This is a genomic window from Klebsiella sp. P1927, from assembly GCF_018204675.1.
In the GTDB taxonomy this organism is placed as follows: domain Bacteria; phylum Pseudomonadota; class Gammaproteobacteria; order Enterobacterales; family Enterobacteriaceae; genus Klebsiella; species Klebsiella pneumoniae.
Genome location: NZ_CP073377.1, coordinates 4,224,443 through 4,245,049, shown reverse-complemented (window position 1 = coordinate 4,245,049; position 20,607 = coordinate 4,224,443). Strand labels below are relative to the sequence as shown.

Annotated in this window: 16 protein-coding genes; 7 read left to right on the top strand and 9 right to left on the bottom strand. The window is 57.1% G+C overall.

Annotated features, from left to right (window positions below):
- Nucleotides 1-21: 21 nt before the first annotated feature.
- The 4 genes from hofC to nadC all read right to left on the bottom strand — a co-directional run bounded on the left by hofC (nucleotide 22) and on the right by nadC (nucleotide 4,119).
- Nucleotides 22-1,227: a protein transport protein HofC gene (hofC, locus tag KB892_RS21320; RefSeq protein WP_002888654.1), complete on the bottom strand. Its 1,206-nt coding sequence runs from the start codon at nucleotides 1,225-1,227 to the stop codon at nucleotides 22-24.
- On the bottom strand, nucleotides 1,217-2,602 hold the full coding sequence (gspE, locus tag KB892_RS21315; protein ID WP_004145935.1) for a type II secretion system protein GspE: 1,386 nt from the start codon (nucleotides 2,600-2,602) through the stop codon (nucleotides 1,217-1,219). Before gspE ends, hofC begins: the two co-directional genes overlap by 11 nt.
- A gap of 10 nt (nucleotides 2,603-2,612) precedes the next feature.
- On the bottom strand, nucleotides 2,613-3,044 hold the full coding sequence (gene ppdD / locus KB892_RS21310) for a prepilin peptidase-dependent pilin (protein ID WP_002888683.1): 432 nt from the start codon (nucleotides 3,042-3,044) through the stop codon (nucleotides 2,613-2,615).
- Between the two features lie 181 nt (nucleotides 3,045-3,225).
- Entirely contained in the window at nucleotides 3,226-4,119 is an 894-nt protein-coding gene (gene nadC / locus KB892_RS21305; protein WP_002888684.1) for a carboxylating nicotinate-nucleotide diphosphorylase, read from the bottom strand.
- 133 nt (nucleotides 4,120-4,252) lie between these two features.
- Between nadC and ampD the strand changes: the two genes are divergently transcribed.
- Both ampD and ampE read left to right on the top strand, forming a co-directional pair.
- Complete coding sequence (ampD, locus tag KB892_RS21300) at nucleotides 4,253-4,816, top strand: 1,6-anhydro-N-acetylmuramyl-L-alanine amidase AmpD (RefSeq protein WP_002888692.1); 564 nt, start codon at nucleotides 4,253-4,255, stop codon at nucleotides 4,814-4,816.
- Complete coding sequence (gene ampE, locus KB892_RS21295) at nucleotides 4,813-5,667, top strand: beta-lactamase regulator AmpE (protein WP_002888694.1); 855 nt, start codon at nucleotides 4,813-4,815, stop codon at nucleotides 5,665-5,667. Before ampD ends, ampE begins: the two co-directional genes overlap by 4 nt.
- A 235-nt stretch (nucleotides 5,668-5,902) precedes the next feature.
- Here the strand turns inward: ampE and KB892_RS21290 are convergent, their stop codons facing one another.
- The 3 genes from KB892_RS21290 to aroP form a co-directional block, all read right to left on the bottom strand.
- Nucleotides 5,903-6,853, bottom strand: a complete 951-nt coding sequence (locus KB892_RS21290; protein ID WP_002888696.1) for a glycoside hydrolase family 43 protein — start codon at nucleotides 6,851-6,853, stop codon at nucleotides 5,903-5,905.
- Complete coding sequence (locus tag KB892_RS21285; protein WP_002888698.1) at nucleotides 6,853-8,259, bottom strand: glycoside-pentoside-hexuronide (GPH):cation symporter; 1,407 nt, start codon at nucleotides 8,257-8,259, stop codon at nucleotides 6,853-6,855. Before KB892_RS21285 ends, KB892_RS21290 begins: the two co-directional genes overlap by 1 nt.
- A gap of 184 nt (nucleotides 8,260-8,443) precedes the next feature.
- Entirely contained in the window at nucleotides 8,444-9,814 is a 1,371-nt protein-coding gene (gene aroP, locus KB892_RS21280; RefSeq protein WP_004147090.1) for an aromatic amino acid transporter AroP, read from the bottom strand.
- 643 nt (nucleotides 9,815-10,457) lie between these two features.
- Between aroP and pdhR the strand changes: the two genes are divergently transcribed.
- The 5 genes from pdhR to KB892_RS21255 all read left to right on the top strand — a co-directional run bounded on the left by pdhR (nucleotide 10,458) and on the right by KB892_RS21255 (nucleotide 18,030).
- Nucleotides 10,458-11,237 (top strand): pyruvate dehydrogenase complex transcriptional repressor PdhR, encoded by a 780-nt coding sequence (pdhR, locus tag KB892_RS21275; protein ID WP_002888699.1) that lies wholly within the window; start codon nucleotides 10,458-10,460, stop codon nucleotides 11,235-11,237.
- A 136-nt stretch (nucleotides 11,238-11,373) separates the two neighbouring features.
- A complete protein-coding gene (aceE, locus tag KB892_RS21270) occupies nucleotides 11,374-14,037 on the top strand; it encodes a pyruvate dehydrogenase (acetyl-transferring), homodimeric type (protein ID WP_002888700.1) in 2,664 nt (887 codons plus the stop codon).
- A 14-nt stretch (nucleotides 14,038-14,051) separates the two neighbouring features.
- Complete coding sequence (gene aceF / locus KB892_RS21265) at nucleotides 14,052-15,950, top strand: pyruvate dehydrogenase complex dihydrolipoyllysine-residue acetyltransferase (RefSeq protein ID WP_004178598.1); 1,899 nt, start codon at nucleotides 14,052-14,054, stop codon at nucleotides 15,948-15,950.
- A gap of 206 nt (nucleotides 15,951-16,156) precedes the next feature.
- Nucleotides 16,157-17,581 (top strand): dihydrolipoyl dehydrogenase, encoded by a 1,425-nt coding sequence (gene lpdA, locus KB892_RS21260; protein WP_002888731.1) that lies wholly within the window; start codon nucleotides 16,157-16,159, stop codon nucleotides 17,579-17,581.
- Nucleotides 17,582-17,745: 164 nt separating this feature from the next.
- Nucleotides 17,746-18,030 carry a hypothetical protein gene (locus KB892_RS21255; protein WP_002888732.1) on the top strand — a complete coding sequence of 95 codons (285 nt, stop codon included), beginning with the start codon at nucleotides 17,746-17,748 and terminating at the stop codon, nucleotides 18,028-18,030.
- A 45-nt stretch (nucleotides 18,031-18,075) separates the two neighbouring features.
- On the opposite strand, the gene KB892_RS21250 is transcribed toward KB892_RS21255, so the two are convergent.
- On the bottom strand, nucleotides 18,076-18,882 hold the full coding sequence (locus KB892_RS21250) for a DUF2950 family protein (protein WP_002888733.1): 807 nt from the start codon (nucleotides 18,880-18,882) through the stop codon (nucleotides 18,076-18,078).
- A gap of 11 nt (nucleotides 18,883-18,893) precedes the next feature.
- Nucleotides 18,894-20,501 carry a DUF3300 domain-containing protein gene (locus KB892_RS21245; protein WP_002888734.1) on the bottom strand — a complete coding sequence of 536 codons (1,608 nt, stop codon included), beginning with the start codon at nucleotides 20,499-20,501 and terminating at the stop codon, nucleotides 18,894-18,896.
- Between the last annotated feature and the right edge of the window lie 106 nt (nucleotides 20,502-20,607).

Below are 20,607 nucleotides of genomic sequence, written 5' to 3'. Positions count from 1 at the left end.
CCTGCGCGGCGCCAGTGTTTCTCATCCTCCCGCCCCGCCAATGGCATCGCCCAGGTGAAAAACGGGCAAATACATTGCCACCACCAGAATCCCGACCAGCGAGCCGGTTATCACCAGCATCATTGGTTCAAGATGCGCAGCCAGACTATCGGCTCGCTGATAGGTTTGCTGGCGATGGTGATGCGCCAGGTTTTCCAGCATCTGATCCAGCGCTCCCGCGCTTTCCCCCGTGCGGATGAGCTGCAGGCACAGCGGTGTAAAACCGCCGCAGCGGCTTAACGCCTGCCAAATCGGCTCCCCCTGAACGATCAGCGCGCGGGCCTGCGCCAGACGCTGGCGCCACAGCGGGCACGACAGGGACTCTTCAACGCTTTGCAGCCCCTGCAGAAAGCTAATACCGGCGCTTTGGGTTAACGCCAGGATGGTGAAGATCAGGCTCAGCTGTTGTCCGCCGATCAGGGAGCCAATGAGAGGGAGCGCGTTAAGCAACCGCTGGCGGCGCAGCAACCAGTCGCTGCGCCGCCGGATCAGCTGGTTGAGCAGCAGCGGGCTCAGCAGCGAGGCCAGCAGCAGCGGCCAGCCGCGACTTAGCATGTCGCCTGCCGCAACGACCATCCGCGTCAATAGCGGTAGCGGCGTACTGAACGTCTGGTAGATGGCGGTGAACCCGGGCAGGACAAAATAGAGCATCCCCAGCACCACCAACAGCGCCAGAGAGAGCACGATCAGCGGGTAGCGCAGCGCTTTTTTGACTTTGCTGGCGAGCCGCTGCTGCTCCTGCTGCTGATTCGCCAACTGCAGGCAGCAGATATCGAGCTTGCCCGTCAGTTCGCCGGTGCTAATCATCGCCAGATATAGGGGCGGAAAAGCCTGGGGCCACTGCGCCAGCGCGGCAGAGAACGCCACGCCCTGGGCCAGCTCGCGGCCTAGCGCCTCAAGCAGCGCCTGCCACTGGGCATGCGACTGCTGCTGCGCCAGCAGCGATAACCCTTCCGCCAGCGGCAGGCCGGCCTGCAGCAGGGTCGCCAGCTGGCGGATCGTTTCGCAACTGTAGCGCGGGTGCCAGAGGCTCTGCTTCACCGCACAGCGGCGTACAGCCAGCGGTATAACTCGCTGCTGTTGGAGGTGCTGCAGGACCTCCAGACGCTTGGTTTGCCATAGCATCCCCTGACAGGGGGCGCCCTGCACATCGATACCGCGCCAGCGCCAGAGACGCTTAGTCGCCATGGGGGATCCCCAGCACCCGCACCACCTCTTCGAGGCTGGTCAATCCCTGTTCGATAGCCTGACAGCCGCTTTCAAAAAGCGTCATCATCCCTGCGGCTCGCGCCAGAGATTCAATCTCAATGGCGTTAAGTCCCTGGACTATCCCCTGGCGTAGCCCGGGGGTAACAGGCAGCACTTCGAACAGCGCCAGCCGGCCGTAATATCCGTGGTAACAATGTTCGCAGCCCGCTGCCTGCCAGCGTGGCAGCGGGCGGGGCCACAGGCTGTGCGGCAGGTCGGCGGCGCTGCCGGCATTACGCCGACAGTGGGGACACAGCTTGCGGACCAGACGCTGGGCGATGACCAGCGAGAGCGCAGAGGAAATCATCCAGCGGGCGATGCCCATTTGCTGCAGGCGGGTCAGGGTTTCACTGGTGGAATTGGTGTGCAGGGTGGAGAGCACCAGATGACCGGTCTGGGCGGCTTTGAGCGCGATTTCAGCGGTCTCGGCATCGCGGATCTCGCCCACCATGACAATATCCGGATCCTGGCGTAACAGGGCGCGCAGCACACTGTGAAAAGTGAGTCCGGCGCGGGGATTGATTTGCGTCTGGTTCATCCCGGCGATGGGGATCTCCAGTGGATCCTCCACGCTACAGATATTCACTTGCTCACGGTTTCTGGCCTGCAGGGCGCTGTAGAGGGTCACCGTTTTCCCGCTTCCGGTTGGGCCGGTGACCAGCAGCAGACCCTGCGGCTGGTTCAGCGCCTGGCGAAAGGCCGCCAGCTGGGAGGATGAGAGTCCGAGTGCTTCCAGATCCAGCGCCTGGTCAACCTGATGCAGAAGGCGCAGGACAATCTTTTCGCCATAGCGGCAGGGCAGAGTGGCGATGCGAAAAGAGAGCGGTCGTCCCGCAAGATTCAGCGCGAACTGGCCATCCTGCGGTAAACGGTGCTCGGCGATATCGAGACTGGCCAGGACCTTGAGTCGCGCGATAACCGGTGCGGCCAGTTCGGGAGCCAGCAACGGTAGGGCGTGAAGGACGCCATCGACCCGCAGGCGGATGCGTAAGTGCGTTTCCGTGGGCTCGATATGAATATCAGACGCCCGCTGACGCAGGGCCTGTTCGAGGATCTGGTTGACCCGTTCGGCGATATTTTCCGGCCCGTCGTTCTGCGCCAGTTGCGCCTGCTTTTCCTGGGCCTGCAGACGCTTATCCATCTGCTCCTGGCTCCAGCATTCAATGTCGATCCGCTTTTGCGTCGCGAAGCGTAGCGCCTCCATTAACTCCGCCGGCGGGGTATTAACCACCGCAATAGAGATTGTCTGTTCATCGCTATGCAGCAGCATGGCGTGGTAGCGACGGCAGAGGGGGATCAGCTGTTCTGTTTTCATGCATTCGCCCTCACTTCACCCGGAAAACGTCTTCGCAGGCCTGCTGAAGCGCGCTATTGCCGGTGATGGTGCAGACGCGCTGCCAGCCGGTGACGCCCTCGGCATTGTCCCAGGTCGGCGTCAGGGTGACCCCCAGTCCGTTCAGACTCTCCTGACCGGTGAGGGTGACGACCCCTTTGGCCACGCTCATGGCGGAAAGGTAGCGCGTGGTTGTCGGCGAGGGAATGCCGTTGCTGCCGCCGTCGCATGGCGTTAGGCCGCCATGATCGAGCGCGCAAAGTTCGATGGCTGTCCGGTAAGGGACAAAGGTCTGCAGCAGGTCGGTGAGGGCGGCTTTACGCAGGTAGTTCTGGTAGGCCGGGATGCCGATGGCGCTAAGAATGGCGATGATTCCGATAACCACCATCAGTTCAATCAGGGTAAAACCTCGTTGTTTATCCATAAGTCGCTCCTTGTTGTGACAGAAGCACTGTGAAGGGATTGAGGGGCGCAGGCGAGGGGGCGAAAACGATCCGGGAAAGCGGGTTCCAGGGTTTTTATCTGGATTTCATGGTGAGCACGGGCGACTGCGAGGCGGGACGCAAATTCAGGCCTTCACGCCCGGAAGCGTGAAGGCCTGTTGCTCAGCGGAAGCGCATCGACAGGTCGAGCGCCTGCACATGTTTGGTCAGGGCGCCGACGGAAATATAGTCGACGCCGGTATCGGCGAATTCGCGGATGGTGTCAAAGGTAACGTTGCCGGAGACCTCCAGCGCCGCCTGGCCTGCGGTAATTTTCACCGCCTCGCGCATCAGGTCGGTGGTGAAGTTATCGAGCATAATGATATCGGCCCCGGCTTTTAACGCCTGCTCCAGTTCATCCAGGGTTTCCACTTCCACTTCCACCGGCACATCAGGATGCAGCCAGAACGCCTTTTCCACTGCCTGACGGATCGATCCGGAGGCGATAATGTGGTTTTCTTTAATCAGGAACGCGTCGAACAGGCCCAGTCGATGGTTGGCGCCGCCGCCGCAGAGTACCGCGTATTTCAGCGCGGTACGCAGCCCTGGCAGCGTTTTGCGCGTATCCAGCAGTTGGGTTTTGGTGCCGGCGAGCAGGTCGACATAGCGACGGACGACGCTGGCGACGCCGGAGAGGGTTTGCACAAAGTTCAGCGCCGTGCGTTCGCCGGTGAGCAGAATACGCGACGGGCCTTCCAATTCGAACAGCGGCTGGTCGGCTTTGACCGCATCGCCGTCGGCCACGTGCCAGGTGATATTCACATCGTCACCGGCGAGCTGAATAAAGACCTCTTCCACCCAGCGTTTGCCACAGAAGACGCCATCTTCACGAGTAATGACCACCGCATGGGAGCGTGCATCCTGCGGCAATAATTGCGCGCTAATATCGTTGTTGGCGTCGACTTCGCCGCCCAGATCTTCCCGCAGGGAGTGTGCGACAGCATCGGTAATATCGAGATTAATACGTTCCAGCAGCACGTCACGGCGGCGGTCGGGGTTGTAACGACGAGGCGACATGATAAAGCTCCAGATAGATAAGATTCAGAAGTGGGAAACATGCTAACCTGAACGACGTTTCAGTACCATACACACTTCATCCTTTGGGCCGGCGTGTGGCCCGGAAGCATGAGTTCGCGAAAGGAGATCCCGCATGCAGTTGAACGAGGGGTGGTTGGTCGGCGCGCGTCGGGTTCCCTCGCCGCACCATGACTGCCGTCCGGATGAAGAGACCCCTTCCTTACTGGTGGTGCATAACATTAGCCTGCCACCGGGGGAATTTGGTGGTCCGTGGATTGATGCGCTGTTCACTGGTACCCTGGATCCGCACGCGCATCCTTTCTTTGCCGAGATTGCTCATCTGCGCGTTTCGGCGCATTGTCTGATTCGCCGTGATGGCGAAATCGTGCAGTATGTGCCTTTCGATAAGCGGGCGTGGCATGCGGGCGTCTCCTGTTATCAGGGACGCGAACGCTGCAATGACTTTTCCATCGGCATAGAGCTGGAAGGCACCGATACTCTGGCGTATACCGACGCGCAGTACCGGCAGCTGGCGGCGGTGACGGATCTGCTGATCGCGCTTTATCCGGCTATCGCCGAAAACATTGCGGGCCACAGCGATATCGCGCCCGTGCGGAAAACCGATCCAGGACCGGCCTTTGACTGGATAAAATACCGTGCGCTGCTCAGCGCCCCGTCAGAAAAGGAGACCTCATGACGCTGTTTACGACGCTGTTGGTGCTTATCGCCGAACGGCTGTTTAAGCTGGGCGAACACTGGCAGCTTGATCATCGGCTGGAGGTGGTGTTTCGCCGGATAAAACATTTCTCGTTACCGGGCACGCTGCTGATGACGCTGGTGGCCGTCGCGGTCGTGTATATCATTCAGCGTCTGCTGCAGGGGCAGCTGTTTAACATACCGCTGCTGGTGTTCTGGATTTTACTGGGCCTGCTATGCATTGGCGCCGGCAAAGTTCGGCTGCACTACCATGCCTATCTGAAAGCGGCGTCGCGCAATGACAGTCGCGCCTGCGATGCCATGGCCAGCGAGCTGACGCTGATTCACGGCGTGCCGCCGGGCTGTGATGAGCGTGAGTACCTTAGCGAACTGCAAAATGCGCTGCTGTGGATTAACTATCGATACTATCTGGCGCCGCTTTTCTGGTTTGTCGTGGGGGGCGCCTGGGGCCCGCTGACGCTTATCGCCTACAGCGTACTGCGCGCCTGGCAGACATGGCTGGCGCGCTACCAGACGCCGCACCACCGGTTGCAGTCCGGGATCGATGGTATCCTGCATATTGTGGACTGGCTGCCGGTGCGTCTGGTGGGGGTGGTCTATGCCCTGGTGGGCCATGGTGAAAAAGCGCTCCCGGCGTGGTTTGCTTCGCTGGGCGACCGCCATTCGTCGCAGTATCAGGTGTTGACCCGCCTGGCGCAGTATTCCCTGGCCCGTGAGCCGCACGTGGATAAAGTAGCGACGCCGAAGGCTGCGGTATCGATGGCTAAGAAGACTTCGCTGGTGGTAGTGGTGATTATGGCGCTGCTGACGATTTACGGTACCCTGGTTTAACGGCCTGAGCCCGCGCGCTGCCTGCCACGATGTACGTACCTGCGGGGCTTTTGTTGCCTGATGGCGCTGCGCTTATCCGGCCTGGCGAGTCACCCGCAGGCTCACGTCACGTAGGCCCGGCAAGCAACAGCGCCGCCGGGCGATATATCAGACGCCGTGCTGGTCATGTTGCCGGGTGGCGGCTTCGCCTGACCCGGCCTGGAGAACCCGCGCCAGCGGGTAACATTCCGAACCGCTACAGCGTATCCGCCGGTGGAATACCGAAGTCGGGCATCCCGTCTTCCCGCCAGCTGACCAGCTTTAACCGCGTATGGCGATTGGGATCATACAGCGGGTCGCCTTCTATCTCAGTGTAATTCCGCGCGTGATACACCAGCACATCTTCCCCTTCCGGCGTTTGGGTAAAACTATTATGACCTGGGCCAAACTGGCGGTTTTCATAGCTGGTGCGGAACACCGGCTGCGGAGCTTTATGCCAGTTTGCCGGCTGCAGCGGATCGGCCTGCCGGTCGATCCATAACAACCCCATGCAGTAGTTTTCATCGGTGGCGCTGGCGGAATAGCTGATAAATAGCTTATCGCCATGCATCAGTACCGCAGGCCCTTCGTTGACCTTAAATCCCCGGCACTCCCAGTCGAACTCCGGCTTGCTCAGCATGACCGGCTCGCCTTTTAACGTCCACGGGTTAGCCATTTCGGCGAGATACAGGTTTGAGTTGCCTTCGATATGCGGGGATTTTTGCGCCCACAGATACCAGCGTTTCCCCTGATGGGTAAAAGTGGTGGCATCGAGGGCGAAGGTATCGAAAGGCGTGACCACCTGGCCTTTTTCCTGCCAGCGGCCGGTCAGCGGATCGCTGTCAGCGCACTCGAGAACGAACATGCGATGCTGGAACATCCCCAGCGCATCCAGATCGTGAGTATGGGTGGCGGCAAAATAGATATACCACTTACCGTCTATTTCATGCAGCTCCGGCGCCCAAATCAGCTGGCTCATCGGCCCGCTTTGCGGCGCGCGCCAAACCACGACCGGCTCAGCATCGCGTAATCCTTCAAGGGTTACCGCGCGCCGGATCTCCAGCCGGTCGTATTCCGGCACCGAGGCAATAAAGTAGTAGTGGCTAAGATGGCGCAGGATAAAGGGGTCTGCACGCTGTTCAATAAAGGGGTTTGGCCAGTTGTTCATCAGGCTTTCCTTACGTGTTCACTGGTTTTCAGTTCCTGGTATTCGTTCAGCTCGCTGTAGTTGCTGCGGCGCTTCTCCAGATCGCTCTGAATCTGGCGCATCAGGGTACGGTCAACCTTCAGCAGGCGCACCACGCCGGCGGTGATCAGATAGCCGACGCCGGGAATGACTGAGAATAGCAGCACGATACCGTTCAGCGCGGAGGCGCTTTGCGCTTTCGCGCCGGCGTCGTAGCCGTACCATGACAGCAGGAAACCGACCATTGCCCCGGCGACCGCCAGGCCGACCTTGAGGAAGAACAGATTACCGGAGAAGCTGATACCGGTGACGCGCTTGCCGGTTTTCCATTCGCCGTAGTCGTCAACGTCGGACATTAGCGACCAGTGTAGCGGGGAAGGGATTTGATGCAGAATGTTGAGCAGGAAGTAGAGCACCATAATCAGCGTGGTGGCGTGTGGATTAAAGAAATAGAAGGCGCAGGAGAACACGGCCAGCACGATATTGGTCCAGAAGAAAACCTGCAGTTTGCACCAGCGGTCGGTCAGGACTTTCGCCAGCATGCTGCCAATCATCATCCCAACTACGCCGAGGCTGATAAACAGGGTGGCAAAATGGGTGCTTTGTCCCATCACCCAGGTGACGTAGTACATGGTGGCGGCCATGCGGATAAAGCCCGGACAGACGTTGCACAGCGTGAGCAGCAGGATGCGCACCCACTGGTCATTTTTCCAGACGTCTTTCAGATCTTTTTTCAGTTCGTCATTCGTCTGCACCGCCGGGCGGATACGTTCGCGCACGGTGGCGAAGCAGAACAGGAACATACACATACCGATAAAGGCCAGCACGGTCATCGCCATCTGGTAGCCCTTCGCTTTATCGGCGCCGCCGAACCAGTCGGCCATTGGCAGCAGCGTCAATGACAGCAGGAGCGTGGCGATACCCACCATGACGAAACGATAAGACTGGCAGGCAACACGCTCTTTCGGATCGGCGGTCATCACCGTTCCCAGCGAGCAGTAAGGAATATTAATCGCGGTATAGGTAATCGACAGCAGAAAGTAGGTCACAAACGCATAGATGACTTTGCTATTGTAGGTCCACTCAGGAGTGGTGAACATCAGGACGCTGAACAGGGCGTAGGGGAAGGCGATCCACAGCAGCCATGGACGAAAGCGACCATATTTACTACGGGTGCGGTCGGCAAGAGCGCCCATGATAGGGTCGGTTACCGCATCGATGACTCGCACCGAGAGCAGAAGTACGCCGACCAGCGCCGGCGCTAGTCCGAATATATCAGTGTAAAAATAGTTCACAAACAGCATGATGGCGCCAAAGATAATATTGCATCCGGCATCACCCATCCCGTAACCAATCTTTTCTCTTATTGAAAGCGTGTTCTCTGCCATGTGCGGTCTCTCCGTTGCAGTATGGAGAGAATTATTGGCTGCGGTTGGCAGAAATACGTTGCAAGAACTCGTTGACGATATGGATAAATAAGCTATGGAGGGGAAAGTGTGAAGCAGATAACAATGCTCTGCGCCCATTATTCAGGGGAGGGCGCAGAGCAAAGTGAAGTATTGATGAGATGTATTATTGTGCTTTTATGGTGGCGGCGGCTTTCTCTTTAAACAGATAGCCCACGCCCAGCACCGCAATCCATACCGGGATCAGCCAGACGGAAATCGCCATCCCCGGGGTCATCAGCATAATCACCAGCACCGCCGCCATAAACAGCAGGCACAGCCAGTTGCCCAGCGGATAGAAGAGGGCCGGGAAACGCGTGACCACGCCCTGCTGCTTTTTGGCGCGACGGAATTTCATATGCGCGAGGCTGATCATCGCCCAGTTGATGACCAGGGCTGAGACCACCAGCGCCATCAGCAGACCGAAAGCAGATTCAGGCGCCAGGTAGTTGATCAGCACGCACAGCGCAGTGACCAGGGCCGAGACGAGAATGGTATTCACCGGCACGCCGCGTTTGTCGACGCTGAGCAGCGCTTTTGGCGCGTTGCCCTGCTGAGCAAGGCCGAACAGCATACGGCTGTTGCAGTACACGCAGCTGTTATAAACCGACAGCGCTGCCGTCAGCACCACCACGTTCAGAGCGTTTGCCACCAGCGTATCGCCAAGTTCATGGAAGATCAGGACGAACGGACTGGTGTCCGCGGTGACGCGGGTCCACGGCAGCAGGGAGAGCAGCACCGCCAGCGAACCAACATAGAAGATCAGAATACGGTAAATAACCTGATTGGTGGCTTTAGGAATGCTTTGCTCCGGATTATCCGCTTCCGCGGCGGTGATCCCCACCAGCTCCAGGCCGCCAAAGGAGAACATGATGATCGCCATCATCATCACCAGCCCGTAAAAGCCGTGCGGCAGGAAGCCCCCCTGGTCCCACAGGTTACGTACCGTCGCCTGCGGGCCGCCGTTGCCGCTGAACAGCAGCCAGCCGCCGAACAAAATCATCGCCACTACGGCGACCACTTTGATAATCGCGAACCAGAATTCCATTTCACCGAACACTTTGACATTGGTCAGGTTAATGGCGTTGATGGCGATGAAGAAGACCGCCGCCGAGGCCCAGGTAGGGATTTCCGGCCACCAGAACTGGATATATTTGCCAACGGCGGTCAGTTCCGCCATGGCCACCAGGACATACAGTACCCAGTAGTTCCAGCCGGAGGCGAAGCCGGCAAAACCGCCCCAGTATTTGTAAGCAAAGTGGCTAAATGAGCCGGCCACCGGCTCTTCCACCACCATTTCGCCCAGCTGACGCATGATCAGGAAAGCGATAAAACCGGCGATAGCGTAACCAAGAATGATACCCGGGCCGGCGGACTGAATGACGGACGCGCTCCCCAGAAACAGGCCGGTGCCGATAGCCCCGCCCAGCGCGATGAGCTGAATGTGACGGTTTTTCAGGCCGCGCTTCAGCCGATCGCCGTGCTGTTGACCTTCCATATGAAACCTCGTGTGTGGTTATTTTTTGTGTACGTCATCCGTCAGGTTGCTGCTTCACTGCTGTCTCTGCCTGAAAGCATAGCCAGCGAAAATTTGGGCGAAGTGGCCCACTTTTTACCCGAGTGATGGCGCGCACATATTGTTGTGTTTGTGTATTTTGGAACTTCCGTTTCTGTATTGTTTTGTTTACGGAAGGCTGTGTGGTAATTCCGAAAAAGGCCTTTCGTCTCCGGCAGAATAGTGGTAAGCGCATTTGAATGCACCTGCTTTATGAAGGGATGATGACGATGTGTCTAAAAAGACATCAATAGTCACAATCTGTCGTATTTTGATGCATGCTGCTTTGTCATTATTTATTCACTGTAAGTGACTCTGTATTCATTTATTGCAGCGTTGAATCGGTTCAGAAAGCGTAATTTTTCGTTTCTATAAAGTTAAGGCTACCTCTTTGTGAGTAAACGTAACATTTGTGCAAGGTTACATTTCTGAAATGTTATTTCTGTAAGGTTGTTAAAATGTCCCAGGTTTACTGATTTCAATCAAAACCTGTATGGACAGAAGGTGAATACTTTGTTACTTTAGCGCTACGAACTTTAAATTGGTAAGACCAATTGACTCCGGGCTAATGGCAGAGACAGGGAATATGGCCTACAGCAAAATCCGCCAACCAAAATTATCCGATGTGATAGAGCAGCAGCTGGAGTTTCTGATTCTTGAGGGGACCTTGCGCCCCGGTGAAAAACTCCCGCCAGAACGCGAACTGGCTAAACAGTTCGACGTTTCCCGCCCCTCGCTGCGTGAGGCGATTCAACGCCTCGAAGCCAAGGGCTTGTTGCTTCGTCGTCAGGGAGGTGGAACGTTTGTTCAGAGCCGCCTGTGGCAGAGCTTCAGCGATCCGCTGGTTGAGCTGCTGTCCGATCACCCTGAATCCCAATTCGATTTGCTTGAGACCCGTCACGCGCTGGAAGGCATCGCGGCCTATTACGCGGCGCTGCGCAGCAATGATGAGGATCGCGACCGTATCCGTGAGCTGCATCAGGCTATTGAACGCGCTCAGCAGTCGGGCGATTTGGACGCTGAGTCCGGCGCCGTCGTCCAGTATCAAATCGCCGTCACCGAGGCGGCACACAATGTGGTGTTGCTTCATCTGCTAAGGTGTATGGAGCCGATGTTGGCGCAAAACGTGCGTCAGAACTTTGAATTGCTGTATGCCCGGCGGGAAATGCTCCCGTTGGTCAGCAACCATCGCACTCGCATTTTCGAGGCGATAATGGCCGGGGAGCCGGAGCAGGCGCGTGAAGCGTCGCACCGTCACCTGGCGTTCATTGAGGAAATTTTGCTGGATCGTAGTCGTGAGCAGAGCCGTCGAGAGCGCTCACTGCGTCGTTTACAGCAACGAAAGGACGAGAACTCCGGTTCTTAAGCGCCATTTTTAGAGCGCGGCAACTAAACGCAGAACCTGTCTTATTGAATTTTTGGTTGTTCCAGCGTGAAGAACGAAGAGTTCAATGGGACAGGTTCCAGATTAATCAACGATTAGATAGATAAGGAATACCCCCATGTCAGAACGTTTACACAATGACGTGGATCCGATCGAAACTCGCGACTGGCTACAGGCGATCGAATCGGTCATCCGTGAAGAAGGTGTTGAGCGCGCTCAGTATCTGATTGACCAACTCCTTTCTGAAGCCCGTAAAGGCGGAGTGAAGGTTGCTGCAGGCGCTTCCGCCGGCAACTACGTCAACACTATTGCCGTTGAAGATGAGCCGGAATACCCGGGCAATCTGGATCTGGAACGTCGCATTCGTTCTGCGATTCGCTGGAACGCCATCATGACCGTTCTGCGCGCGTCGAAAAAAGATCTCGAACTGGGCGGCCACATGGCGTCCTATCAGTCTTCCGCGACCTTCTACGAAGTCTGCTTCAACCACTTCTTCCGTGCGCGCACTGAGAAAGATGGCGGCGATCTGGTGTACTTCCAGGGTCACATCTCTCCGGGCGTATATGCACGTGCGTTCCTGGAAGGCCGTCTGACCGAAGAGCAGATGGACAACTTCCGTCAGGAAGTTCACGGCAAGGGCCTGTCCTCTTATCCGCACCCGAAACTGATGCCGGAATTCTGGCAGTTCCCGACCGTATCCATGGGGCTGGGGCCGTTGGGCGCTATCTATCAGGCCAAATTCCTGAAATATCTGGAACACCGCGGTCTGAAAGACACCTCCGAACAAACCGTTTACGCCTTCCTGGGCGACGGCGAGATGGATGAGCCGGAATCAAAAGGCGCTATCACCATCGCCACCCGTGAAAAACTGGACAACCTGGTCTTCGTCATCAACTGCAACCTGCAGCGTCTGGACGGCCCGGTCACCGGTAACGGCAAAATCATTAACGAACTGGAAGGCATCTTCGGTGGTGCTGGCTGGAACGTTATCAAGGTTATCTGGGGCGGCCGTTGGGATGAGCTGCTGCGTAAAGACACCAGCGGTAAGCTGATTCAGCTGATGAACGAAACCGTTGACGGCGACTACCAGACCTTCAAATCCAAAGACGGCGCTTACGTTCGTGAGCACTTCTTCGGCAAATATCCGGAAACCGCTGCCCTGGTCGCTGACTGGACTGACGAGCAGATCTGGGCTCTGAACCGCGGTGGTCACGATCCGAAGAAAGTCTACGCTGCATTGAAGAAAGCGCAGGAGACCAAAGGTCAGCCGACCGTGATCCTGGCGCATACCATTAAAGGTTATGGTATGGGCGATACCGCTGAAGGTAAGAACATCGCGCACCAGGTTAAGAAAATGAACATGGACGGTGTTCGCTACGTCCGCGATCGTTTCAATGTGCCGGTGGCGGATGCCGATCTCGAAAAACTGCCGTACGTAACCTTCCCGGAAGGTTCCGAAGAGCACACTTACCTGCACGCTCAGCGTCAGAAGCTGAACGGCTATCTGCCGACTCGTCAGCCGAAGTTCACTGAGAAACTCGAGCTGCCGACCCTGGCCGACTTCAGCGCGCTGCTGGAAGAGCAAAACAAAGAAATCTCTACCACTATCGCTTTCGTTCGCGCCCTGAACGTGATGCTGAAGAACAAGTCGATCAAAGATCGTCTGGTGCCGATCATCGCCGACGAAGCGCGTACCTTCGGTATGGAAGGTCTGTTCCGTCAGATCGGTATTTACAGCCCGAACGGCCAGCAGTATACCCCGCAGGACCGTGAGCAGGTTGCTTACTACAAAGAAGACGAGAAAGGCCAGATTCTGCAGGAAGGGATCAACGAGCTGGGCGCAGGCGCATCCTGGCTGGCTGCTGCGACCTCTTACAGCACCAACAACCTGCCGATGATCCCGTTCTACATCTACTACTCGATGTTCGGCTTCCAGCGTATCGGCGATCTGTGCTGGGCGGCTGGCGATCAGCAGGCTCGCGGCTTCCTGATTGGCGGGACTTCCGGTCGTACTACCCTGAACGGCGAAGGTCTGCAGCACGAAGATGGTCACAGCCACATTCAGTCGCTGACTATCCCGAACTGTATCTCTTACGACCCGGCGTACGCCTATGAAGTGGCTGTCATCATGCATGATGGTCTGGTCCGTATGTACGGCGAAGCGCAAGAGAACGTTTACTACTACATCACTACGCTGAACGAAAACTACCACATGCCGGCCATGCCGGAAGGCGCCGAGGAAGGTATCCGTAAAGGTATCTACAAACTCGAAACCATCGAAGGTAGCAAAGGTAAAGTTCAGCTGCTGGGCTCCGGTTCTATCCTGCGTCACGTGCGTGAAGCAGCGCAGATCCTGGCGAAAGACTACGGCGTGGGTTCCGACGTGTATAGCGTTACCTCCTTCACCGAACTGGCGCGTGATGGCCAGGATTGCGAACGCTGGAACATGCTGCACCCGCTGGAAACCCCGCGCGTGCCGTATATCGCTCAGGTAATGAACGACGCTCCGGCAGTGGCATCCACTGACTATATGAAACTGTTCGCTGAGCAGGTTCGTACTTACGTACCGGCTGATGATTACCGCGTACTGGGTACCGATGGCTTCGGTCGTTCCGACAGCCGTGAAAACCTGCGTCACCACTTCGAAGTCGATGCTTCCTATGTGGTCGTAGCAGCGCTGGGCGAACTGGCTAAACGTGGTGAAATCGATAAGAAAGTGGTGGCTGACGCTATCGCGAAATTCGACATCGATGCAGAAAAAGTTAACCCGCGTCTGGCGTAAGAGGTAAAAGAATAATGGCTATCGAAATCAAAGTACCGGACATCGGGGCTGATGAAGTTGAAATCACCGAGATCCTGGTCAAAGTTGGCGACAAAGTAGAAGCTGAACAGTCGCTGATCACCGTAGAAGGCGACAAAGCCTCTATGGAAGTCCCGTCTCCGCAGGCTGGCGTCGTGAAAGAGATTAAAGTCTCCGTCGGCGACAAAACCGAGACTGGCAAACTGATTATGATTTTCGATTCCGCCGAAGGTGCAGCCGCCGCTGCACCTGCGCAGGAAGAGAAGAAAGAAGCCGCTCCGGCCGCCGCTGCTCCAGCGGCTGCCGCGGCAGCGAAAGAAGTTCACGTCCCGGATATCGGCGGCGATGAAGTCGAAGTCACTGAGATCATGGTTAAAGTGGGCGACACCATCGCCGCTGAGCAATCCCTGATCACCGTAGAAGGCGATAAAGCCTCTATGGAAGTTCCGGCGCCGTTCGCCGGTACCGTCAAAGAGATCAAAATCAATACCGGCGATAAAGTTTCCACCGGCTCCCTGATTATGATCTTCGAAGTGGCGGGCGCTGCGCCTGCAGCCGCTCCGGCACAGGCTGCCGCGCCGGCTGCTGCGGCTCCGGCTGCCGCAGCAGGCGTGAAAGATGTTAACGTCCCGGACATCGGCGGCGACGAAGTTGAAGTCACCGAAGTGATGGTTAAAGTCGGCGATAAAGTCGCGGCGGAACAGTCCCTGATCACCGTAGAGGGCGACAAAGCCTCTATGGAAGTTCCGGCGCCGTTCGCGGGTACCGTTAAAGAGATCAAAATCAGCACCGGCGATAAAGTCAAAACCGGTTCCCTGATTATGGTCTTCGAAGTGGAAGGCGCTGCGCCTGCCGCCGCTCCGGCTCAGGCTGCTGCCCCGGCACCAGCTGCTGCCCCGGCTCAGGCCGCTAAGCCTGCCGCTGCGCCGGCTGCGAAAGCAGAAGGTAAAAGCGAATTCGCTGAAAACGATGCCTACGTTCACGCGACCCCGCTGATTCGCCGCCTGGCGCGCGAGTTCGGTGTTAACCTGGCTAAAGTGAAAGGCACCGGCCGTAAAGGTCGTATCCTGCGCGAAGACGTTCAGGCTTACGTGAAAGAAGCGGTTAAACGCGCTGAATCCGCACCGGCGGCTGCCGCTGGCGGCGGTATCCCGGGCATGCTGCCGTGGCCGAAGGTTGACTTCAGCAAGTTTGGCGAAGTCGAAGAAGTGGAGCTGGGTCGTATCCAGAAAATCTCTGGCGCCAACCTGAGCCGTAACTGGGTGATGATTCCGCACGTTACCCACTTCGACAAAACCGATATCACCGATCTGGAAGCGTTCCGCAAGCAGCAGAATGCCGAAGCTGAGAAGCGTAAACTGGACGTGAAATTCACTCCAGTGGTCTTCATCATGAAAGCGGTTGCCGCTGCGCTTGAGCAGATGCCGCGCTTCAACAGCTCGCTCTCCGAAGATGGTCAGCGCCTGACGCTGAAGAAATACATCAACATCGGTGTGGCGGTGGATACCCCGAACGGTCTGGTGGTTCCGGTCTTCAAAGACGTGAACAAGAAGAGCATCACCGAGCTGTCTCGTGAATTGACCACCATCTCGAAGAAAGCGCGCGATGGCAAACTGACGGCTGGCGAAATGCAGGGCGGTTGCTTCACCATCTCCAGCATCGGCGGCCTGGGTACCACCCACTTCGCGCCGATTGTTAACGCGCCGGAAGTGGCCATCCTCGGCGTGTCTAAGTCCGCGATGGAGCCGGTATGGAATGGTAAAGAGTTTGTGCCGCGCCTGATGCTGCCGATCTCTCTGTCCTTCGACCACCGCGTCATCGACGGTGCTGATGGTGCCCGCTTCATTACCATCATTAACAACACCCTGAGCGACATTCGCCGCCTGGTGATGTAATCGAAAAAGCCGGCCTGACGGCCGGCTTTTTTCTGATAACCTCAGGCTGTTGGGGATTATCAGCAACAAAGGACAAAATCGTTTGCCGTTTGTTGTTTAAAAATTGTTAACAATTTTGTAAAATACACGCGGATAGAACGTCCCGGTGGACTTGGGCGTAAGAATAATAGCGTCAGACCCGCCGGATATAAATTACAGAGGTCATGATGAGTACTGAAATCAAAACTCAGGTCGTGGTACTTGGGGCAGGCCCCGCAGGTTACTCTGCAGCCTTCCGTTGCGCTGATTTAGGTCTGGAAACCGTCATCGTAGAACGTTACAGCACCCTCGGTGGTGTTTGTCTGAACGTGGGTTGTATCCCTTCTAAAGCGCTGCTGCACGTGGCAAAAGTTATCGAAGAAGCGAAAGCGCTGGCCGAACACGGCATCGTTTTCGGCGAACCGAAAACTGACATTGACAAGATCCGCACCTGGAAAGAAAAAGTCATCACTCAGCTGACCGGTGGTCTGGCTGGCATGGCCAAAGGTCGTAAAGTGAAGGTGGTTAACGGTCTGGGTAAATTTACCGGCGCTAACACCCTGGAAGTGGAAGGCGAAAACGGCAAAACCGTGATCAACTTCGACAACGCCATCATCGCGGCGGGTTCCCGTCCGATTCAGCTGCCGTTTATCCCGCATGAAGATCCGCGCGTATGGGACTCCACCGACGCGCTGGAACTGAAATCTGTACCGAAACGCATGCTGGTGATGGGCGGCGGTATCATCGGTCTGGAAATGGGTACCGTATACCATGCGCTGGGTTCAGAGATTGACGTGGTGGAAATGTTCGACCAGGTTATCCCGGCTGCCGACAAAGACGTGGTGAAAGTCTTCACCAAACGCATCAGCAAGAAATTTAACCTGATGCTGGAAACCAAAGTGACTGCCGTTGAAGCGAAAGAAGACGGTATTTACGTTTCCATGGAAGGTAAAAAAGCACCGGCGGAAGCGCAGCGTTACGACGCAGTGCTGGTCGCTATCGGCCGCGTCCCGAACGGTAAAAACCTCGATGCAGGTAAAGCTGGCGTGGAAGTTGACGATCGCGGCTTCATCCGCGTTGACAAACAAATGCGCACCAACGTGCCGCACATCTTTGCTATCGGCGATATCGTCGGCCAGCCGATGCTGGCGCACAAAGGTGTCCATGAAGGCCACGTTGCCGCAGAAGTTATCTCCGGTCTGAAACACTACTTCGATCCGAAAGTGATCCCATCCATCGCCTACACTGAACCAGAAGTGGCATGGGTCGGTCTGACCGAGAAAGAAGCGAAAGAGAAAGGCATCAGCTACGAAACCGCCACCTTCCCGTGGGCTGCTTCCGGCCGTGCTATCGCTTCTGACTGCGCAGATGGTATGACCAAACTGATCTTCGACAAAGAGACCCACCGTGTTATCGGCGGCGCGATTGTCGGCACCAACGGCGGCGAGCTGCTGGGTGAGATCGGCCTGGCTATCGAGATGGGCTGTGACGCTGAAGACATCGCCCTGACCATCCACGCTCACCCGACTCTGCACGAGTCCGTTGGCCTGGCGGCGGAAGTGTTCGAAGGCAGCATCACCGACCTGCCAAACGCCAAAGCGAAGAAAAAGTAACTTTTTCTTTCAGGAAAAAAGCATAAGCGGCTCCGGGAGCCGCTTTTTTTATGCCTGATGTTTAGAACTATGTCACTGTTCATAAACCGCTACACTTCATACATACTTTGAAAATAGTCACTCAGTAAACTTATAGGTAGTTAATGATATCGATGAGGTGTGAGATGAAACGCTTTTTAACCACAGCGCTGGTCGCTGCAACGTTTTTTACCGGTGTGGCTTGCGCCGCTGACGCCAACATTCCCTGGGCGGACAACAGCGGCGGTACGGAAACGACCCACATTGCGGCGATGGGCCAGGATCTGAATGCCCAGCATCAGCAGGTGACGAAGACCAATGAAGGGGTATGGGCGGCGAATTCCGGTAGCATCAGCGCTGACGAAGCGGCATTATCCAGCACAAAACCAGCCTTTGCCGGCGATCCTTCTCTGATGCCTCACCAGGGCTAAGTGAATGAAAACGCCCGGTTGCGTGAGTGCAACCGGGCGTTTTTTTTAAGGTTCTGCCACTTGCCAGCCGGCGTCAGCGTCGGGGGTAAAACGCGTTATCTCCTGTGCCTTTGCGGCGCTCTCTTCACCGAGATTGGCCTGATAGACCCTATCCTGCTGATCGATCATAAAGCTCATCACGCCGGTTTCACCCCAGGCTATCGGCCAGGCCAGCAAGGCGACGCTCTGGTCATCGCGACCGGCGATAATTCGAAAGCGATAGCCATGGTAGCCGCTACCGGGCACCGTCGGGCTAAAGGCCGGACCGAGCGGGCTTGGCGCTTCGCCCGGCGAAGTTGGCCAGTACAAGCCATCTTTTTTGCCTTCGCTACTGATGATTTTCTGCGCCCAGCGGTGGTTCAGATGATAATAATCCTGCTGGGCATCAACATAGGCATGCATGGCGGCGATCGCCGACAGCTCATTGCGGCCGATGGCGCGGGTGAGGATCTCCTCTTCGCCAGCGGCCATATCAAAGCGCCATCCCTCAGACGCTTTTACGATAGGCACGGGCAGACGCCATGCCTCGCTACCGACATCGAGCCAGGCTTTGTCACCCTGCTGGATGATGACATGTTTCACCTGCCAGTCGCGTTGAAAGCGATCGACGGCGGCAGGGTCGATCCCGTCCGTGGGTAAAAACTGCTGCCAGTTATCGCCGAGTACTTCGCTCAGCGCGGCTTCATTAGGCTGGCTGATCGCTTCGGCCAGCGCAGTTGCGGCCTGTTCCGGCGTGGCAAACTGCTGTTGGGCGAAGGCGGCAAGCGGCGACAGCATTAACGTAAACAGGGCAACGGATAATGGGTTTCTCATTCTGCTCATCCTTAGCGGCGACGCAGTTCATGGTGTTCGGAAAGACGTTCTCTGGCGCCCTCGCGTAACTCGCGGTTTACGCCGGATAACTGGCGGCTCTGCAGTCCTCGTTCCTGCTGCGCTTGCCAGGAGGGGGCGCGGCTTTCGTTGCCGCTAAGGGCGTTGGCGCGCAGATGGCTGAGCGTCTGCTGACGCTGGGCTGGCGTGGCGGACTGGAACTGCTGCCGGCGCTGCTGCTGCTGAGGTGTGCGGTTCTGCTCGTGGCTCCTGGCGGCTTCTCGACGCTGCTGTTGCTGCGGCGTGGGGGTTTTCAGCTGCGTTTTTGCCGCCTCGCGACGCTGCTGTTGGGTCGGCGTGCTGTCGTAACCGCGGTAATTACTGCGTTGGGTGGCTTGCTTCAGCTGCGCCGAGGCCGCCTGACGCTGGGCGTCGCGTGAGGCGTTGTTTGCCGCCAGATTGCCCGCTGTGGCCGTCGGTACGTTATGCTGCAGCTGGGTCATCGCTGCCTGGCGCTGCGCTTCGCGATCGACTGGCGCATGTTGGGTCGCGCTCAGTCCGCCGGAAACGTTGGTCTGATGGAAGCGCTGAGCTACCGTATTATCGGGATACGGTGTGTGTCCGCGATAGGCAGGATTGTGCTGCCAGTTAACGTGGTTTCCCGGCAGGTTTTCTCCTGTTATATGATTGAAATTATTTACATTAATATTGATGTTATCGCCATTATGCGAGTAATCGCCGTGGCGGTAGTCGTCATCGTGATGGTGATGGTCATCATCATCCCAGTCGATACTGCTGAACAGCGCCCAGGTGGTGGCCACGCCGAGGCTGTACCCGAAGCCTTTGACGAAGCTATCGGTAAACTGCTCCCCGGGAGGGGGCGGCAGATAGACCGGCGGATAGGCGCTGTTCGGCCAGGTACCATAGACGGTGGAGGGGTTATAGCTGGGAACATAGACCACCTGTGGATTGGTCGGCTCTATTTTAATGACCTGCGTGGGCGCAGGCGCCGCTGTGTGGGCGGTTGCGGTTGCTGCCGTGCTGCTGCTGGCTGAAACCAGTGCGGCAGGGGTGACAATCACTTTCTGCTGCGGTGTGGATTTCAGCGTCCCGGTTTGTTGGGCAATGGCGCGCAGGCGCTGCACTGAATCCATCACATCATGCGGCTGGGCCAAAAACGCATTGCCAAGATTTTCCACCCAGGGCGGATTCTCGCCCATCATCGCCAGCAGGGCAGGGAAAGCGACAAGAGATTTGACGCTAGGGTCCCACGGCTGGCTGGCAACCGCCTGCACGGCCGCATCCCCTTTCATCGCGGGGTTATCCTGGGACCACTGGACCGCCTGCAGGACGTTGTCGGGATAAGTGGAGGCCATCAACACCTGCGACAGCAGACTGTCCGGGTAGAGCGCGATAGGGGCGACCCACTGATCAATTTGCGCCTGGGTGTAAGTGGCGGCCACCGGCTGTGTCGTCGACGCTGCGGGCGCTGGCGCTTGCTGCGCAGGCGGTTCAGCGATCGTCGCTGGGGTTCGGCTTTGTACATAGAGTGTTCCTGCCGCCGCGAGTAAGCCAGCGCTACAGAGCAGGGCGATAATATGGGGTTTGAACGGCAGTGACATGGAAACTCCTGACCCAAAAAGTAACCCATCTCGCTAAAGTATCTGCGAAAACGGCGCGTTTGCTGAGTATAAGTAAGCGGTATGGCTTTTTATTGATTATTGTTGG

Bases quoted from the DNA above. Each gene is read 5' to 3' on its own strand.
- hofC (WP_002888654.1), bottom strand. From the start codon at position 1,227: ATGGCGACTAAGCGTCTCTGGCGCTGGCGCGGTATCGATGTGCAGGGC.
- gspE (WP_004145935.1), bottom strand. From the start codon at position 2,602: ATGAAAACAGAACAGCTGATCCCCCTCTGCCGTCGCTACCACGCCATG.
- ppdD (WP_002888683.1), bottom strand. From the start codon at position 3,044: ATGGATAAACAACGAGGTTTTACCCTGATTGAACTGATGGTGGTTATC.
- nadC (WP_002888684.1), bottom strand. From the start codon at position 4,119: ATGTCGCCTCGTCGTTACAACCCCGACCGCCGCCGTGACGTGCTGCTG.
- ampD (WP_002888692.1), top strand. From the start codon at position 4,253: ATGCAGTTGAACGAGGGGTGGTTGGTCGGCGCGCGTCGGGTTCCCTCG.
- ampE (WP_002888694.1), top strand. From the start codon at position 4,813: ATGACGCTGTTTACGACGCTGTTGGTGCTTATCGCCGAACGGCTGTTT.
- KB892_RS21290 (WP_002888696.1), bottom strand. From the start codon at position 6,853: ATGAACAACTGGCCAAACCCCTTTATTGAACAGCGTGCAGACCCCTTT.
- KB892_RS21285 (WP_002888698.1), bottom strand. From the start codon at position 8,259: ATGGCAGAGAACACGCTTTCAATAAGAGAAAAGATTGGTTACGGGATG.
- aroP (WP_004147090.1), bottom strand. From the start codon at position 9,814: ATGGAAGGTCAACAGCACGGCGATCGGCTGAAGCGCGGCCTGAAAAAC.
- pdhR (WP_002888699.1), top strand. From the start codon at position 10,458: ATGGCCTACAGCAAAATCCGCCAACCAAAATTATCCGATGTGATAGAG.
- aceE (WP_002888700.1), top strand. From the start codon at position 11,374: ATGTCAGAACGTTTACACAATGACGTGGATCCGATCGAAACTCGCGAC.
- aceF (WP_004178598.1), top strand. From the start codon at position 14,052: ATGGCTATCGAAATCAAAGTACCGGACATCGGGGCTGATGAAGTTGAA.
- lpdA (WP_002888731.1), top strand. From the start codon at position 16,157: ATGAGTACTGAAATCAAAACTCAGGTCGTGGTACTTGGGGCAGGCCCC.
- KB892_RS21255 (WP_002888732.1), top strand. From the start codon at position 17,746: ATGAAACGCTTTTTAACCACAGCGCTGGTCGCTGCAACGTTTTTTACC.
- KB892_RS21250 (WP_002888733.1), bottom strand. From the start codon at position 18,882: ATGAGAAACCCATTATCCGTTGCCCTGTTTACGTTAATGCTGTCGCCG.
- KB892_RS21245 (WP_002888734.1), bottom strand. From the start codon at position 20,501: ATGTCACTGCCGTTCAAACCCCATATTATCGCCCTGCTCTGTAGCGCT.